Here is a 15,503-nt window from a genome sequence, read left to right on the forward strand (position 1 = left end):
TGCGGGGCGGAGTGCATGACCCGGTAGCCTGGAGCGGCAAGCGCGGGTGGGATCTGATCCACTTTCGATCCAGAGCAGAACGCTCCGGAGCCCGCCATAGTTTAGCAGAGAGAGTGGCGTGGACACGATTCGAGACGACAACGGACAGGATGCCGAGCGCCTGGCGCGCTGGGAAGAAGACGAGCGCGCCGCCGCCGCAGCCACGCGCGACATCGCCGATGTCCCGGCCGTCGAGGTGATCACGACCACGGCGGTCCATCTGATGAGCGCCGCGGCCGTCAAGGTGGGCCTGGCCGACGACCCCGAGCATCAGAAGGATCTCGACGAGGCCCGCAAGCTCATCAACGCCCTCGCGGGACTCATCACGGCCGGCGCACCCGAGATCAGCGACATGCATGCGCGGTCGCTGCGCGACGGGCTGCGCTCGGTTCAGCTCGCCTTCCGTGAGGCGTCGGTGATCCCGGATCCGATCGGCAAGGGTCCCGGCGAGAAGTGGACCGGACCGGTCACCTGACCGACGCTCTCACCCGCGCAGAAGCTTGACGGTCAGCGAGTCGACGAGCACCGCGACGCGGTCATCCGACGCCCATCGCGCCGCCAGGCGCGAGAGCACCGCGTCGAGCTCGGCCTGATCGAGTCCGTCGACGAGGTGCAGCCGCACGACGAGCTCCGGTCCCCGCATCCGCGCGTCGGGGTCTCCCGCCGCGACGTCGACATCGAGCACGGCAAGCTCTCCCCCGATGCTCGCCGTGAGTGCAGCGAAAACCTCCGGCGAACGGAAGCTCGGCTCCCACGGCTGACCCTGGGCGATCGCCCAGACCGCCGGCCGACGAAGGACGAACTCCGTGTCCGACGCCGGATCGATCACGATCAGATCGGTGTCGTCGTCGGCCGTGGACAGCGCCGTGCGCACGCCGTCTGCAGGTACGGGGCGTGCCGCAGCATCCCATCGCGCCATCGACGCGACGGAGGTGAACACCGGCAGAACGCGCCTGCCGTCGGGGGCGGCCACCGAGACGATCGACAGCTCCTGCGTCTTGTCGACGGTGAGCCCGGTGGGCCCGACCCCCTCGTCGCCCTTCTCGGTGACGAGGGGGATCAGCAGCCGCGCGGTGCGGTACGCGTCCACGACCGCCACCTGATCACCGTGACCGGCGCGGAACGCGCGCAACGCCGCCAGCAACGCGGGATCGGCCGATCCGTCGTCGCCTCCATGGGGGTTGTCGCGGAAACGACGCCCCTCCCACGGCACTCCGGCCGAATCGCCCGTGTTGCCGTGATCGCAGCTGTCAGTGTCCGGCGACATCCAGTGCCTCGGCGAGCGTGAACGCGCCCGCATACAGTGCCTTGCCGACGATCGATCCCTCGACGCCCAGCGGCACGAGCTCACGCAGCGCGGCGATGTCGTCCAGACTCGACACCCCGCCCGAGGCGACGACGGGCTTGGCCGTGCGCGCGGTGACCTCACGGAGGAGATCGAGGTTCGGGCCGCGCAGGGTGCCGTCCTTGGTGACGTCGGTGACGACGTAGCGGCTGCATCCTGCTTCTTCGAGTCGGTCGAGCACCGTCCACAGGTCGCCGCCCTCGCGGGTCCACCCACGCGCGGCGAGGGTCGTGCCGCGCACGTCGAGACCGACCGCGACGAGCTCACCGAACCGACCGATGACGTTCGCCGCCCATTCGGGGTTCTCCAGCGCCGCCGTCCCGAGGTTGACGCGGGCGGCGCCGCTGTCCAGGGCCGCCTCGAGCGACGCGTCGTCGCGGATGCCGCCGGACACCTCGACCTGCGCGCCCTTGGCGTGCTTGATGACCTTGCGCAGGATCGCGCTGTTGTTGCCGCGGCCGAAGGCGGCGTCGAGATCAACCAGGTGGATCCATTGAGCGCCCTGCCCGATCCACTCCAGCGCCGCGTCGACGGGATCGCCGTAGCTCGTCTCGCTCCCCGCCTCACCCTGCGTCAGCCGCACGGCTTTGCCGTCGGCGACGTCGACCGCCGGCAGCAGGATCAACTCGGGACTCGATGCGAAATCGTTCATGGCTCCTCGTGCGACTCGCCCTGCGGAACGGGGGCCCGCAGACGGCACGATTTCAGAGAGTAGTCCCGCCGAGGCCCTCGACCCAATTCGCCAGCAGACGGATGCCCGCCTCCCCCGACTTCTCGGGGTGGAACTGGGTCGCCGAGAGCGGGCCGTTCTCGACCGCGGCGAGGAAGGGCTCCCCGTGACGCGACCAGGTCAGCACCGGCTGCGGGAACGGTGGCTGGACGTCCAGCACCCAGTCCTGCGCGGCGTACGAGTGCACGAAGTAGAACCGCTCGTCCTGGAGCCCCGCGAAGAGGCGGGAGCCTTCGCCCGGCGCGACGGTGTTCCACCCCATGTGCGGCAGCACGGGCGCGTCGAGTTCGGTCACGGCGCCGGGCCACTCGCCGAGTCCTTCGGTGTCGACGCCGCGCTCGACGCCGCGGTCGAAGAGCACCTGCATCCCGACACAGATGCCGAGTACGGCGCGTCCTCCCGCAAGGCGCCGCCCGATCAGCTCGTCGCCCCGGCTGGCTCGCAGCGCGTCCATGACCGCCGCGAACGCGCCGACGCCCGGGACGACGAGTCCATCGGCATCCATCACCAGACCTCGATCAGCGGTGAGCCGGGCATCGGCGCCGGCGGCATCGAGCGCCTTCACCGCGGAGTGGACATTGCCTGACCCATAGTCGAGGACGGCGACGAGCGGCCGTGCGCTCACAGGGCACCCTTCGTGGAGGGGATGCCGTCCACGAGCGGGTCGCGCGCCTTCGCGTGACGGAACGCCCGCGCGAAGGCCTTGTACTCGGCCTCGGCGATGTGGTGGGGGTCGCGGCCGGCCAACAGCATGACATGCACGGTGAGCCCCGCGTGAAACGAGATCGCTTCGAACGAGTGGCGCACGAGCGAACCCGTGAAGTGCCCGCCGATGAGGTGGAACTCAAAGCCCGCGGGCTCTCCCGAGTGAACGAGGTAGGGCCGCCCGCTGATGTCGACGACAGCCTGCGCGAGTGCCTCGTCCAACGGAACCAGAGCGTCTCCGTAGCGCGAAATGCCCGCCTTGTCGCCCAGGGCCTCGCGAATCGCCTGGCCGAGAACGATGGAGACGTCCTCGACCGTGTGGTGGGCGTCGATGTCGGTGTCGCCCGATGCGCGGACGGTGAGGTCGGTGAGGGAGTGCTTGGCGAACGCGGTGAGCATGTGATCGAAGAACGGCACCGTGGTGTCGATGCTGCTGCGTCCGGTGCCGTCGAGGTTCAGTTCGAGTTCGACGGTCGACTCGCTCGTGGCTCGACGCATCGACGCCACGCGGGGCGAATCGGTGCGGGTCATGCCCTCGATCCTAGCGAGGCGAGTGCATCCAAGAATGCGGTGGTCTCGTCCTCTGTGCCCGCCGTCACGCGCAGATGGCCGGGGATCCCGACGTCGCGGATGAGCACGCCTCGGTCGTACAGCGCACGCCAGACCGCGGCGGGGTCCTCCACCCCGCCGAAGAGGACGAAATTCGACCCGCTCTCGTAGGGCTCGTAGCCGAGGGCCTCCAGCGTCGCTGAGATCCGGTCGCGCTGCACGACGATCTCGTCGACCATCCGCAGCATCTCGGCAGAATGGCGCAACGCCGCCGAGGCCGCGGCCTGCGTCAACGCGCTGAGGTGGTAAGGCAAACGGACGAGGCGCAGCGCATCGATGAACGCGGGGTCGGCTGCCAGATACCCCACGCGCGCACCGGCGAAGGCGAAGGCCTTGCTCATCGTGCGCGATACGGCGAGACGTTCCCGCCCGGGCAGCAGCGTCACTGCCGAGGGTGTGCCGTGCGGCGAGAACTCGTGGTAGGCCTCGTCCACGATGACGATGCCGTCCGTGGCGTCGTAGACCGCCTCGATCACCTCCAGATCGAGCGGAGTGCCGGTCGGGTTGTTCGGGGCGCACAGGAAGGCGACATCCGGTGCCACCTCACGCACCTGCTCCGCGGCCTCTCGCGGGTCGAGGGTGAACCGCGAGCCACGCGATCCGGCCACCCATTCCGCACCGGTGCCCCGCGTGAGCAGCGGGTACATCGAATACGTGGGAGCGAATCCGAACCCGACCCGCCCGGGGCCCGCGAAGGCCTGCAGGACGTGCTGCAACACCTCGTTCGAGCCGTTCCCGGCCCAGATCTGATCGGCGGTGAGTCCCTGGCCGAGATAGTCGGCGAACCCCGCCCGTAGTTCGGCGAACTCGCGATCCGGGTAGCGGTTGACATCGCGGAGCGCGTGCGCGATCGCGTCGACGATGTCGTCCGCGACGTCTGCCGGCACGGGATGCGTGTTCTCGTTTACGTTGAGGGCGACCGGCAGCGGCGCCTGCGGTGCGCCGTACGGCGTCTGTCCACGGAGATCGTCACGGAGGGGGAGGTCGTCCAGGCGCACGTTCACCTCGCCATCGTAGGCATTCGCGCGGCGATACCCCTCCTTGCCGGCGCAGGACGTCACCCTGCGACCACGTGCATCGCGAAGGAGGGACGCGGATCAGTCCGCGTCGGTGTACTGCGTGGGGATGGCGATCGACTGCCCCACCTGCAGTTCGGCACCGGCGAGCGCGTTGAGACGCGAGATCTCACCGACGACGTCTCGCGGGTCGGCGCCGGGAGCGATCTCTTGGGCGATCGACCAGAGGGTGTCCCCGTATGCGACGGTGACCGACTCGAACGTGTCGGCGGGCGCGGCGGCCCCGGCCGTGGCGATCGCGCTCCCCCCGCTGAGCAGTGCCCACGCGAGGACGGCGGCGGCCGGGACCGCGGCGACGCCCGCGAGGACACGGCGACCGCGGGCGGTGAGACGCAGACGCGTCGCGCGGTAGGCGGGGACTCCGGCGTGTGCGGGGATCGCGGTCATGGCTGCCTCCGTAGGTGGGGAGAGATTCGCATCCGGCTCTCGGCCGGGAGAGCCGGATACGAAGTTCTTTTCCGAATCTATCTTCGATTGTTCGAACTGTCAATGACGGTGTCGCGGCGACGGCTTTCGAACACGACACGCGGAGCGCAACCGTTCGCACCGCCGAAAACCGGATACGGTTTCGACAGGAACACCCCACCACGGGCCTCCGACATTCGAAGACAGGAGCTGGAGATGAGCGAAGCGATCGGCCGCGAGAAGCCGAGTACGCGGCGGCGACGGAGCCTCAGCGACAAGCAGCTCGCCATCCTCGAGGTGATCCAGCGCTCCATCGCACACCACGGCTACCCGCCGAGCATGCGCGAGATCGGCGACGCCGTCGGACTCAAGTCGCTGTCGAGCGTGACCCACCAGCTCAACCAACTCGAACTGAGCGGGTACCTGCGCCGCGACGCCGGCAAGACCCGCGCGATGGAAGTGCTCATCGACCTTCCCGGCCAGGCCGCCGAGAATCCGGCCGACACCGCCCCCGCCCTCGGCGACGCCGCCCTCGTACCGCTCGTCGGTCGCATCGCCGCCGGCGTGCCCATCACCGCCGATCAGCAGATCGAAGAGATCTTCCCGCTCCCCCGACAACTCGTGGGCAAGGGTGACCTCTTCATGCTGAAGGTGTCGGGAGAGTCCATGATCGACGCCGCGATCTGCGACGGCGACTGGGTTGTCGTTCGGTCACAGGCGACCGCCGAGAACGGCGACATCGTGGCGGCGATGCTCGACGACGAGGCCACGGTGAAGACCTTCCGACAGCGTGATGGCCACACGTGGCTGCTCCCCCGCAACTCTGCCTTCGAGCCGATCCTGGGCGATGAAGCGGTCGTCCTCGGCAAGGTCGTCGCAGTTCTCCGCACGGTCTGAGCGACCCGATCCCGCCCGGAGAGGTGACGACGAGCCGCTGTGCCGCCAAGATAGGAGGCATGACGGACTCCCCCGCTGTCGAGATCGAATCCGACGCCGCCCTGATCGCCCGCATCCGACAGCTCGAGAAAGAGAACGCCGAGCTCTCCGGCGCGAGCGCGAAGGAACGTCCCGCCGGGTCACGGTGGCGGGCGATCGCGTCCGCGTTGTGCATCGCGATCGCGGCGATCCTCGTGCCGGTGTCGATCGTCGGCGCATGGGCGCGCGTGCAGCTCGTCGATGAGGACGCGTTCGTCCAAACCCTCGCCCCTCTCGCCGAGGACCCTGCGGTCCAGGAGATGATCATCGATCAGACGATGGATGCGGTGACCACCCAAGTCGACTTCGCCGAGTTGACCGGGAGCGTCTTCGACGGCATCGCCGAGCTCGGCCTGCCCCCGCGCGCGGCGGACGCGCTCGCGTTGCTGGAGGCACCGGCGGCACAGGGCCTTGAGGGGCTCGTATCCCAAACCGTGACCGCGGTGATCGAGTCCGCCGCTTTCGCCGAAGTCTGGTCGGTCGCGACACGGGCCGCGCACCGCGCGCTCACGACCGCCGCGACCAGCGACGGCGGCGGTCTCGTCGTCCGCACGGCCGACGGCGTCGGCATCCAGGTCGGTGTGATCGTCGAACGTGTCCAGCAGACGCTCGTGGACCAAGGGGTGTCCGTCGCCCAATTCATCCCTGCCGTCGACCGGGTGATCATCGTCGGCGAGGGAACCGGCCTCGACGCCGTCCGTGTCGGCTACACCATCGCCGACGCGCTCGGCTGGTGGCTGCCCGTCCTGACCCTCGCGCTGTTCGGGCTCGGGATCGCCCTCGCGCGCCGCCGCGGCGTCGCGGTCATGGGCACCGGCATCGGCATGGCCCTCTCCGCCGGCGCGCTCGCGGCCACGTTCTCGATCGGCCAGACGGCGGTCGCCCTGGCCGCCGGCAACCTCGACATCTCGCCATCGGCACTCGATGTGATCTACGGACGGATCGTCGACGGGATGACGCAGACCGCGGTCGTCCTGAGCATGCTGGGGGTGTTCGTCGCCCTCCTGGGGTGGGTGATGAGCGGTTCGCGCACCGCAGTGTCGGTGCGCACGGCCGCCCGCACGACGAACGCCGCGGTCCGCACGCGCCTGCGGGCCCGTGGACTGGACACCGGGGCCTTCGGCACCTGGATCGGTGAGCACCGCGTCCTCGTGCGCACGATCGTGGCCGTGCTCGGTGTGCTCTGGCTGTTCTCGCTCCGACCGCTGTCGCTCGGCGATGCGCTCCTGGTCATCGCCGTGTCGTTCCTCGTCGCCTGGGTGCTCGAACTCCTCCAGCGACGCCCGGCCGAAGCGCCGAACGGCGCAGACGACGAGACGGACGATGCCGTCGACCGCGACGTCGACGTCGACGCGGAATCGATCACCACCTCCTGACGAAACGCCCCCTGCGAAGGGTCGGCCGAGCGCCTAGCGTGGAAGGGTGACTATTCCCTACGGCGCCTGGCCCTCTCCCCTGACCGCATCGGCCGTCTCGGCCGCCACCCCGCGCATCGAAGGCGCGCGTTTCGTGGCCGATGATCTGTGGTGGGGCGAGACGCGACCCGACGAAGGTGGCAGGTCTGCGGTTCGCCGACGCGGGATCACCGGAGAGATCGAAGACGTGCTCCCCGCCCCCTGGAGCGCGCGCTCACGCGTGCACGAGTACGGCGGCGGCTCCTGGACGGCGACGGATGCGGGAGACCTCGTGTTCGTCGAGAAGTCCGACCAGCGCGTGCGCCGGCTCTCCCCCGGCGGCGCGCCGATCGCCCTCACGCCGGAAGACGGCGACACCCGTTTCGGAGGCCTGACCTGGCAGCACGGTCAGCTTCTTGCGGTGCGTGAGCGCCACACCGACGCACCGGTCCCGATCCGCGACATCGTGGCGATCCCCGCCGACGGGTCCGCGGCATCCGACCCGTCGCGCATCCGCAGCCTCGCCGCCGGCAGCGACTTCGTCGCCCAGCCCGCCCTCTCGCCCGACGGCACACGCCTTGCGTGGATCGCCTGGGATCATCCGGCGATGCCCTGGGACCGCACCGAACTGCGCGTCGGGCGCCTCGGCGCCGACGGCGTCACCACGTGGACGGTCGTCGCCGGAGGGGATACCGCGCCCCTCCAGCCCGAATGGACGCCTGACGGACTGGTGTTCGTCGATGACCCGACGGGACGGTGGAACCTGCGCCGGTGGACCGAAGCCGGCATCGCAGACCTTTCACCGGCCGACGCCGACACGGGCGGCGGACTGTGGGTGCTCGGATTGCGTTGGTTCGGGCATCTCGCCGACGGTCGGATCGTCGCGGTCCGCACAAATGGCGCCGACCGGATCGTCATCGTCCACCGCACCACCGGCGCCGCCACGACCCTCGATGTGCCGGTCGTGGCGGGCGCGGTCATCGAAGACGTCTCGGGCACGCGCGTGCTCATCAGCGGGTCGGCTACGACCGACGGCCCCGGCCTCTGGCTCGTCGATGTCTCTGACGGCTCGACATCCGTCGTCCGCGGGGGCGAGTCCCCCTGGGGGTCGCGGTGGATGCCGCGCCCCCGCGCCGTCACCTTCACCGGTCCGCACGGGGACGTCCACGCCTTCGACTACCCGCCCACCAACCCTGATGTGAACGCGCCGGAGGGAGAGTTGCCACCGTACGTCGTGTTCGTCCACGGCGGCCCCACCTCGCACTCTGGGCCCGCGGCATCCGGAAAGATCGCGTACCTCACCAGCCGCGGCATCGGCGTCCTCGACGTCAACTACGGCGGATCCACCGGCTACGGGCGCGAGTACCGCGAACGACTCCTCGGGCAGTGGGGGGTCGTCGACGTCGACGACGTCGCCGCCGCCGCACGCGGGCTCGCCGACGCCGGACTCGCCGACCCCGCCCGCATCGCCATCGCCGGCGGCTCCGCAGGAGGATGGACGGTGCTCGCGGGCGTCGCGCGGACCGACGCCTTCTCGGCCGGCATCTCGCGGTACGGCGTCGGGGACGCCCGTACGCTCGCCGCCGACACCCACGACTTCGAGGCGCGCTACCTGGACGGGCTCATCGGGCCGCTACCCGATGCCGAGGAGGTCTATCTCGAACGCTCGCCGCTGACGCGCCCCGAACTGTTCCGAGTCCCGCTGTTGCTGTTGCAGGGCTCGGAGGACGCCGTCGTGCCCCCCGCACAGTCCGAAGCCGTCCGCGACGCCTTGGCCGGCCAAGGCGTCGCCCACAAGTACGTGCTCTACGAAGGCGAGGCGCACGGCTTCCGTCGCGGCGACACAGTCGTGCACGCCCTCGAGACCGAACTGGCGTTCCTCGGCGCGGTCTTCGGGTTCACCCCTCCGGACGTTCCCGCGATCAGCCTCGACTGAGCGGACGCGGCCGTCCGTCCAGGAACGGCTCGAAGTCGGCCGCCAACCGCTCGCCGACATGGGCGTGGACGAACGTGCCCTCGGCACGATGTTCCTGCTCGACGATGATGCCCGTCTCGTGCGCCGCCGAGATCAGATCCCCCCGGTCGTAGGGCACGAGCGCGTGCACCTCGACCGCGGGAAGCGGCAATGCCTCCTCGATCGCGGCACGCAACGCGTCGACGCCCTCGCCGGTGCGCGACGATACGAAATGCGCTGTGGGCTCCAGCCCGCGCAGCACCAAACGCGTGTCGTCGTCGACGAGGTCCGCCTTGTTGAAAACGACGATCTCGCGGGTGTCCCGCGCACCGACGTCGCCGATCACGTCGCGCACCGTCGACAGTTGCGCTGCCGGATCGGGATGCGACGCGTCGACGACGTGCAGGAGAACATCGGCCTCGCCGACCTCTTCGAGCGTCGAGCGGAACGCCTCGACGAGCTGATGTGGCAGGTTGCGAACGAAGCCGACCGTGTCGGTCAACGTGTAGACGCGACCGTCCGTCGTCTCCGACCGGCGCACCGAGGTGTCAAGGGTGGCGAACAGGGCATTCTCCACGAGCACGCCCGCGCGCGTCAGCCGGTTGAGCAGGCTCGACTTGCCGGCGTTGGTGTACCCGGCGATCGCGACACACGGAATCGTGTTCCGTTTGCGCTCAGCGCGCTTGGCCTCGCGTGCGGGACCGAAGTCACGGATCTGGCGTCGCAGCATCGCCATGCGCGTGCGGATGCGGCGACGGTCCAACTCGATCTTCGTCTCACCCGGACCACGTGAGCCCATGCCGGCACCACCGGCACCCACCTGACCACCGGCCTGGCGCGACATCGAATCACCCCACCCGCGCAGACGCGGGAGCAGATACTCCAGCTGGGCGAGCTCGACCTGGGCCTTGCCCTCGCGGCTCTTGGCGTGCTGGCTGAAGATGTCGAGGATCACCGTCGTCCGGTCGATCACCTTCACCTTCACGACGTCCTCCAGCGCACGCCGTTGACTCGGCGCGAGCTCCGTATCGGCGATGACCGTGTCGGCTCCGACGGCAGCCACGACATCGCGCAGTTCCTCCGCCTTGCCTCGGCCGACGTACGTCGCCGGGTCTGGATGCGGACGACGCTGCAGCACCCCGTCGAGCACGACGGCGCCGGCGGTCTCGGCGAGCGCCGCCAACTCACGCAGCGAGTTCTCGGCATCCGCCTGCGCACCCTGTGGGTGCACGCCGACGAGCACGACGTTCTCGAGCCGCAGTTGGCGGTACTCGACCTCGGTGACGTCGTCGAGCTCGGTGGAAAGGCCCGGCACGCGACGCAGCGCCGCGCGATCCTCGCGATCCCACTGATCACCATCGGAGTCCTCGCGCGAGACGGTCGCCGCGTCCTGCAGCGCCTGGGCGTTGCCGAAGACACGCACGCTCGATCGTGCGTCCGCACGCGACAGCACCCGGTCCACCGGATCGACGTCGTCGACCGGGATCTCGTCCGTGCTTCGCGGGGTCGTGGTATCCGTCATCTGTTCCTTTCCGAGCAGCCCGCGGGCTGCGGCGATTCTAGCCTCCCCCGAGTGTGCGTCCTCCGCTACGCTCATCACCCATGGGCAGCGACCACTATTTCACCGCCGCCCCCGAAAGCCCCGAGAATCTCCGACGCATCCGCGTGCGCCTCGCGGGTCGCGACGTCGAACTCACGACGGCGGGGGGTGTCTTCAGCCCCGGTCACCTCGACGCGGGTACCGGTGTGCTGCTTTCCAACACTCCGGCCCCGCCCCCGGGCGGCCACTTCCTGGATCTGGGCTGTGGGTGGGGGCCCATCGCGCTATCACTCGGCATGGAGTCGCCCCACGCCACCGTGTGGGCTGTCGACGTGAACGAACGGGCGCTCGATCTCGTCCGCCGCAACGCCCAAACGTTGGGCCTGTCCAACATCAACGCCGTCCTGCCCGACGATGTTCCCGATGACATCGTGTTCCGCACGATCCGATCCAACCCGCCGATCCGTGTCGGCAAGAACGAACTGCACGCCCTGCTCGAGCGCTGGATCCCCCGTCTGGATGAGCGGTCGGACGGCTGGTTCGTGGTCCAGCGAAATCTCGGGTCCGATTCGCTCCAGCGCTGGCTGGCCGCGACCTTCGACAAGGGGTACAGCGTGCACCGCGCCGCGACCGGTAAGGGCTTTCGCGTCCTCCGCGTGCGTCGACACGGCAGCCCGCCGACCGAGCCGATCTCGCTGGTGTAGCCCGAGCGCTCGCCCGTAGACCGGTAGGGCCAGCACCGTCGGCGATCAGGCCAGAGCGACCTCGCCCGAGAACACCAGTGTCGCCGGGCCCGACAAGAAGACGTGGCCTTCCGACATCCGTACGCCGAGGCGTCCACCCGGAACATCGACGGTCCATTCGTCGGGCGCCGTCGCCCCTGCCCACTCCCGTACCGCGAGCGCCGCCGCTGCGACGCCGGTTCCGCAGCTCAGCGTTTCGCCGACGCCACGTTCGAAGACCCGCATGCGGATGGATCCGATCCCGTCGTGCACCAGCGGGTCGCTCGGCACCACGAACTCGACGTTCGCGCCGCGAGATGGATCGGGGTGCAGCTGCGGCACGACCGTGAGGTCGAGCCCCTCGAGCTCTTCGACGTCAGGCAGCGCGACGACGATGTGGGGATTGCCGACGTCGACCCCCATACCCGGCCTCGGCACCCGGATGCCGCGAGCGCGAACCAGCGTGTCGTCCGGCTCGACGCGCCACGGACCGAGATCGACCTCGTATCCCCGGTCACTGCGGCGCAGCGTCTTGATGCCTGCCCGTGTGCCGATCTGCAGGGGTGTCTCCAGCGACGCCCAGCCGGCCTCCTCGAGATAGCGTGCGAACACCCGCGTGCCGTTGCCGCACATCTCCGCGCGCGACCCGTCGGCGTTGCGGTAGTCCATGAACCATTCGACGCCGGCGTTCGCGGCATCCCGCCCCTCGTCGATCGCGGAGGTCCGCACAACACGCAGCACGCCGTCGGCACCGATGCCGAAGCGTCGGTCGCACAGCACCGCCACCTGGTCGTCGCTGAGGTCGAGGACGCCGTCGGCGTCGGGGATCACGACGAAGTCGTTGCCGGTGCCGTGTCCCTTCGTGAAGGCAAGGGTCTGCGGCATGCCGCCCAGTCTACGGAGTGTCAGACCCGGGGCCTCGGACCGGGCTGCTGTGCCCGCGCGGCACCTGCGCAACTCCACGGATCTGGGCACACCAACCCCCCAGCCCCGGTGTGTCGCACCGATGCCGACCGAATCCGTGGAGTGATGCCGGTTCGCCCGGCACCGCCGTGCCGAGCGGACGGGGCGGGTCAGTCGGCGATGAGGCGCTTGCCGGTGCTCCAGGTCTCGAACGGCTCGTACCCGAGCGCCGCATAGAACTCGCGCGACACCTCGTTGTCGGGGCGCACCATGAGCTGAACCTTGGGGCAACCGAGGTCCGTCAGCAGCTCTTCGGCGTGCTCGACGAGCCGCCGCGCGATCCCCTCACCGCGTCGTTGCGGATCGGAGGCCAGGTAATACAGCCACCCGCGGTGGCCGTCGTAGCCGGCCATGACCGACCCGACGATCACGCCGTCGTCCTCGGCGACGAGGAAGAGCTCCGGCTGTACAGCGAGCTTGCGGCTGATGTCCTGGTGAGGGTTGTTCCACGGGCGTGTGAGACCCGTCGTCTGCCAGAGTTCGACGACGGCGTCGGTGTCGGGGAGTGCGAACGATCGGATGGAGACGGACATGCCCTCAGTGTGTCAGGTGCCCGAGTCGGATGCCCGGGGGTTGACGAGACGGGCTGCATCGACATCCGGGTCCACCCAGGTCAGATCGCGGTACCTCCGGAACCACGACACCTGGCGGCGTGCGTACCGCCGCGTGAGAGCCTGCGTCTGTGCGATCGCCTCATCCTGCGTCAGTTCGCCATCGATCTGCGCGAGCGCCTGTGCGTACCCGATCGCCCGGCGCGCGGTCACGCCCCCTTCGAGACCCTTCGCCTTCAGCGAGGCCACCTCGTCGACGAGCCCGTCGGCCCACATCTGCTCGACCCTGCGGTCCAGTCGCTCGACCAACTCCGAACGGGGAACGTCGACTCCGTAGAACGTCGTCCGTGGATGCCACAGCACGGGCTCCTCGGGAAGCGCCGCACCGTGGGTCGTTCCGCCCGTCTCGATGATCTCCAGCGCGCGGACGATGCGTCGACCGTTGCGCGGGTCGACGCGCGCCGCCGTCGCCGGGTCCCTGTCGCGTAGCCGCGCGTACAGCGCCCCGGGGCCGTTCGCGTCGAGTTCGGCTTCGAGTCGCTCGCGCGCCGCCTCATCGCGGGGCGGAAACCGGAAGTCGAAGAGCGCAGCCGATACGTAGAGCCCTGATCCCCCGACGAGAACGGCGTCGGCACCGCGTCCATGGATCTCGCTGATCGTCGTCCGCGCCTGCCGCTGATACCACGCCACCGCCGCCTCGTCGGTGACATCGAGGACGTCGAACAGATGATGCGGAATGCCGCGCCTCTCGCTCTCGCTGACCTTCGCGGTGCCGATGTCCATGCCGCGGTACAGCTGCATCGCGTCCGCGTTCACCACCTCGGCGGCGCGTCCCTGGTCCGCGAGCGCGTCGGCGATCCGCAACGACAGCGCGGTCTTGCCCGTGCCGGTGGCACCGACGACCGCCCAGATACGGGGTTCGTTCACTCGCCGATGCGCAGCGTGGGGAGCCCGAGCGACACGGCGCGCGGGGCACCGTTCTCTCCGGCAGGTGTCGGCACGCCGCAGGAATCGGCCTGTGCGCGATCCCAGGCGTCGCCCGAGCGCGTCCGCCGGATGCGCAGAGGTGCACCGTCGCGCGAGTCCGCGAGCAGGTGGAACGGAGCGGCATGCGTGACCACAACGGTGACCACATCCCCTGGACGCGGGACCTCCGATCCGGACGGGACCTCGAAGTGCACGAGCCGGTTGTCTTCGGCGCGTCCCGTCAGTCGGTGGGTCTCGGCATCCTTCTTGCCTTCGCCCATCGACACGAGAAGCTGCACTTCACGACCGACCTGCTTCCGGTTCTCTTCGAGCGAGATGCGGTCCTGCAGTGCCACCAGGCGTTCGTAGCGCTCCTGGACGATGTGCTTCGGCACCTGGTCGGGCATGGTCGCCGCCGGCGTACCTTCGCGGATCGAGTATTGGAACGTGAACGCACTGGCGAATCGCGCCTGTTCGACGACACGGAGCGTGTCCTCGAAGTCCTCGTCGGTCTCGCCCGGGAATCCGACGATGATGTCGGTCGTGATCGCGGCATCGGGCATCTGCGCTCGCACGCGATCGAGGATTCCCAGGAACTTGGTGCTGCGGTAGGAGCGACGCATCGACTTGAGGATGCGGTCGCTACCGGACTGCAGCGGCATATGCAGTTGCGGCATGACCGCCGGCGTCTCGGCCATCGCGTCGATCACGTCGTCGGTGAACGCGGCCGGGTGGGGGCTCGTGAATCGGATGCGCTCGAGCCCGGGGATCTCCCCCGCCGCGCGCAGCAGCTTGGAGAACGCCTGCCGATCACCGAACTCGACGCCGTACGAGTTCACGTTCTGACCGAGGAGGGTCACCTCCGTGGCGCCGTCGTCGACGAGGAGGCGGATCTCGTTCAGGATGTCTCCCGGACGCCGATCCTTCTCTTTGCCGCGCAGACTCGGAACGATGCAGAACGTGCAGGTGTTGTTGCAACCCACTGAGATCGACACCCAGCCGCTGTAGACGCTGTCGCGCTTGGTGGGCAACGTCGAGGGGAACACTTCGAGCGATTCGAGGATCTCGAGTTCGGCGTCGCCGTTGTGGCGGGCCCGCTCAAGCAGCCCCGGCAGCGAGCCCATGTTGTGCGTGCCGAACACGACATCCACCCACGGGGCCTTCTGCTGCACCGCGTCTTTGTCCATCTGCGCGAGGCATCCGCCGACGGCGATCTGCATTCCCGCATGCTGATCCTTGCGGGACTTCAGGTGCCCGAGGGTGCCGTACAGCTTGCCGGCGGCGTTGTCGCGCACGGCGCACGTGTTGATCACGACGACGTCGGCCTCGGTACCTGCTTCGGCGCGCACGTACCCGGCGCTCTCGAGGGAACCCGAGAGCCGCTCGGAGTCATGGACGTTCATCTGACAGCCGAACGTGCGCACTTCGTAGGTGCGGGTGGTTCCGTCGGGCGCACGTGCGGCATCCGATGGCGCGATGAGCGTCGGCGTCGTGGAGGGGCTGGTCATGATGGCCCCATTCTACGAGCC

At 69.3% G+C, this 15,503-nt stretch carries 16 protein-coding genes; 5 read left to right on the plus strand and 11 right to left on the minus strand.

What is annotated here, in order from left to right:
* Window positions 1-118: 118 nt before the first annotated feature.
* Window positions 119-514 carry a DUF1844 domain-containing protein gene (locus tag ACFQZV_RS11240; RefSeq protein ID WP_378749548.1) on the plus strand — a complete coding sequence of 132 codons (396 nt, stop codon included), beginning with the start codon at window positions 119-121 and terminating at the stop codon, window positions 512-514.
* Between the two features lie 9 nt (window positions 515-523).
* Here ACFQZV_RS11240 and ACFQZV_RS11245 read toward each other — a convergent pair whose 3' ends face one another.
* The 6 genes from ACFQZV_RS11245 to ACFQZV_RS11270 form a co-directional block, all read right to left on the minus strand.
* Window positions 524-1,306: an SseB family protein gene (locus tag ACFQZV_RS11245; RefSeq protein ID WP_378749550.1), complete on the minus strand. Its 783-nt coding sequence runs from the start codon at window positions 1,304-1,306 to the stop codon at window positions 524-526.
* A complete protein-coding gene (gene priA / locus ACFQZV_RS11250; RefSeq protein ID WP_378749552.1) occupies window positions 1,290-2,036 on the minus strand; it encodes a bifunctional 1-(5-phosphoribosyl)-5-((5-phosphoribosylamino)methylideneamino)imidazole-4-carboxamide isomerase/phosphoribosylanthranilate isomerase PriA in 747 nt (248 codons plus the stop codon). Before priA ends, ACFQZV_RS11245 begins: the two co-directional genes overlap by 17 nt.
* A 52-nt stretch (window positions 2,037-2,088) precedes the next feature.
* On the minus strand, window positions 2,089-2,739 hold the full coding sequence (gene hisH, locus ACFQZV_RS11255) for an imidazole glycerol phosphate synthase subunit HisH (protein ID WP_378749554.1): 651 nt from the start codon (window positions 2,737-2,739) through the stop codon (window positions 2,089-2,091).
* Window positions 2,736-3,350, minus strand: a complete 615-nt coding sequence (hisB, locus tag ACFQZV_RS11260; protein ID WP_378749556.1) for an imidazoleglycerol-phosphate dehydratase HisB — start codon at window positions 3,348-3,350, stop codon at window positions 2,736-2,738. Before hisB ends, hisH begins: the two co-directional genes overlap by 4 nt.
* Window positions 3,347-4,432: a histidinol-phosphate transaminase gene (locus ACFQZV_RS11265; protein ID WP_378749558.1), complete on the minus strand. Its 1,086-nt coding sequence runs from the start codon at window positions 4,430-4,432 to the stop codon at window positions 3,347-3,349. The genes hisB and ACFQZV_RS11265 overlap by 4 nt, the downstream gene beginning before the upstream one ends.
* 93 nt (window positions 4,433-4,525) lie before the next feature.
* Window positions 4,526-4,891, minus strand: a complete 366-nt coding sequence (locus ACFQZV_RS11270) for a LysM peptidoglycan-binding domain-containing protein (protein ID WP_378749560.1) — start codon at window positions 4,889-4,891, stop codon at window positions 4,526-4,528.
* A 234-nt stretch (window positions 4,892-5,125) separates the two neighbouring features.
* Here ACFQZV_RS11270 and lexA point away from each other — a divergent pair, with 234 nt between their 5' ends.
* Genes lexA through ACFQZV_RS11285 form a run of 3 tightly spaced genes read left to right on the plus strand, consistent with a single transcriptional unit; the run spans window position 5,126 to window position 9,214 of the window.
* The gene (gene lexA, locus ACFQZV_RS11275) at window positions 5,126-5,806 is read left to right on the plus strand and encodes a transcriptional repressor LexA (RefSeq protein WP_378749562.1); all 681 of its coding nucleotides are present in this window, start codon (window positions 5,126-5,128) and stop codon (window positions 5,804-5,806) included.
* A 59-nt stretch (window positions 5,807-5,865) separates the two neighbouring features.
* The gene (locus ACFQZV_RS11280; RefSeq protein ID WP_378749564.1) at window positions 5,866-7,260 is read left to right on the plus strand and encodes a hypothetical protein; all 1,395 of its coding nucleotides are present in this window, start codon (window positions 5,866-5,868) and stop codon (window positions 7,258-7,260) included.
* Between the two features lie 46 nt (window positions 7,261-7,306).
* On the plus strand, window positions 7,307-9,214 hold the full coding sequence (locus ACFQZV_RS11285; RefSeq protein WP_378749566.1) for a S9 family peptidase: 1,908 nt from the start codon (window positions 7,307-7,309) through the stop codon (window positions 9,212-9,214).
* On the opposite strand, the gene hflX is transcribed toward ACFQZV_RS11285, so the two are convergent.
* Window positions 9,201-10,754 (minus strand): GTPase HflX, encoded by a 1,554-nt coding sequence (gene hflX, locus ACFQZV_RS11290; RefSeq protein WP_378749568.1) that lies wholly within the window; start codon window positions 10,752-10,754, stop codon window positions 9,201-9,203. The two genes, ACFQZV_RS11285 and hflX, sit on opposite strands and share 14 nt — an antisense overlap.
* 80 nt (window positions 10,755-10,834) lie before the next feature.
* Here hflX and ACFQZV_RS11295 point away from each other — a divergent pair, with 80 nt between their 5' ends.
* A complete protein-coding gene (locus ACFQZV_RS11295) occupies window positions 10,835-11,476 on the plus strand; it encodes a class I SAM-dependent methyltransferase (RefSeq protein ID WP_378749570.1) in 642 nt (213 codons plus the stop codon).
* A gap of 45 nt (window positions 11,477-11,521) precedes the next feature.
* Here the strand turns inward: ACFQZV_RS11295 and dapF are convergent, their stop codons facing one another.
* The 4 genes from dapF to miaB form a co-directional block, all read right to left on the minus strand.
* Window positions 11,522-12,379, minus strand: a complete 858-nt coding sequence (dapF, locus tag ACFQZV_RS11300; protein ID WP_378749572.1) for a diaminopimelate epimerase — start codon at window positions 12,377-12,379, stop codon at window positions 11,522-11,524.
* 188 nt (window positions 12,380-12,567) lie between these two features.
* Window positions 12,568-12,990, minus strand: coding sequence for a GNAT family acetyltransferase (locus ACFQZV_RS11305; protein ID WP_378749574.1), 423 nt, complete (start codon window positions 12,988-12,990; stop codon window positions 12,568-12,570).
* Window positions 12,991-13,002: 12 nt separating this feature from the next.
* Window positions 13,003-13,935, minus strand: a complete 933-nt coding sequence (gene miaA / locus ACFQZV_RS11310; RefSeq protein WP_378749576.1) for a tRNA (adenosine(37)-N6)-dimethylallyltransferase MiaA — start codon at window positions 13,933-13,935, stop codon at window positions 13,003-13,005.
* Window positions 13,932-15,482 (minus strand): tRNA (N6-isopentenyl adenosine(37)-C2)-methylthiotransferase MiaB, encoded by a 1,551-nt coding sequence (gene miaB, locus ACFQZV_RS11315; RefSeq protein WP_378749578.1) that lies wholly within the window; start codon window positions 15,480-15,482, stop codon window positions 13,932-13,934. The genes miaA and miaB overlap by 4 nt, the downstream gene beginning before the upstream one ends.
* Between the last annotated feature and the right edge of the window lie 21 nt (window positions 15,483-15,503).

Source organism: Microbacterium koreense (assembly GCF_042677105.1).
Lineage (GTDB): Bacteria > Actinomycetota > Actinomycetes > Actinomycetales > Microbacteriaceae > Microbacterium > Microbacterium koreense.

Bases quoted from the DNA above. Each gene is read 5' to 3' on its own strand.
- hflX (WP_378749568.1), bottom strand. From the start codon at position 10,754: ATGACGGATACCACGACCCCGCGAAGCACGGACGAGATCCCGGTCGAC.
- ACFQZV_RS11280 (WP_378749564.1), top strand. From the start codon at position 5,866: ATGACGGACTCCCCCGCTGTCGAGATCGAATCCGACGCCGCCCTGATC.
- dapF (WP_378749572.1), bottom strand. From the start codon at position 12,379: ATGCCGCAGACCCTTGCCTTCACGAAGGGACACGGCACCGGCAACGAC.
- ACFQZV_RS11305 (WP_378749574.1), bottom strand. From the start codon at position 12,990: ATGTCCGTCTCCATCCGATCGTTCGCACTCCCCGACACCGACGCCGTC.
- ACFQZV_RS11245 (WP_378749550.1), bottom strand. From the start codon at position 1,306: ATGTCGCCGGACACTGACAGCTGCGATCACGGCAACACGGGCGATTCG.
- miaB (WP_378749578.1), bottom strand. From the start codon at position 15,482: ATGACCAGCCCCTCCACGACGCCGACGCTCATCGCGCCATCGGATGCC.
- lexA (WP_378749562.1), top strand. From the start codon at position 5,126: ATGAGCGAAGCGATCGGCCGCGAGAAGCCGAGTACGCGGCGGCGACGG.
- ACFQZV_RS11295 (WP_378749570.1), top strand. From the start codon at position 10,835: ATGGGCAGCGACCACTATTTCACCGCCGCCCCCGAAAGCCCCGAGAAT.
- priA (WP_378749552.1), bottom strand. From the start codon at position 2,036: ATGAACGATTTCGCATCGAGTCCCGAGTTGATCCTGCTGCCGGCGGTC.
- ACFQZV_RS11270 (WP_378749560.1), bottom strand. From the start codon at position 4,891: ATGACCGCGATCCCCGCACACGCCGGAGTCCCCGCCTACCGCGCGACG.
- hisB (WP_378749556.1), bottom strand. From the start codon at position 3,350: ATGACCCGCACCGATTCGCCCCGCGTGGCGTCGATGCGTCGAGCCACG.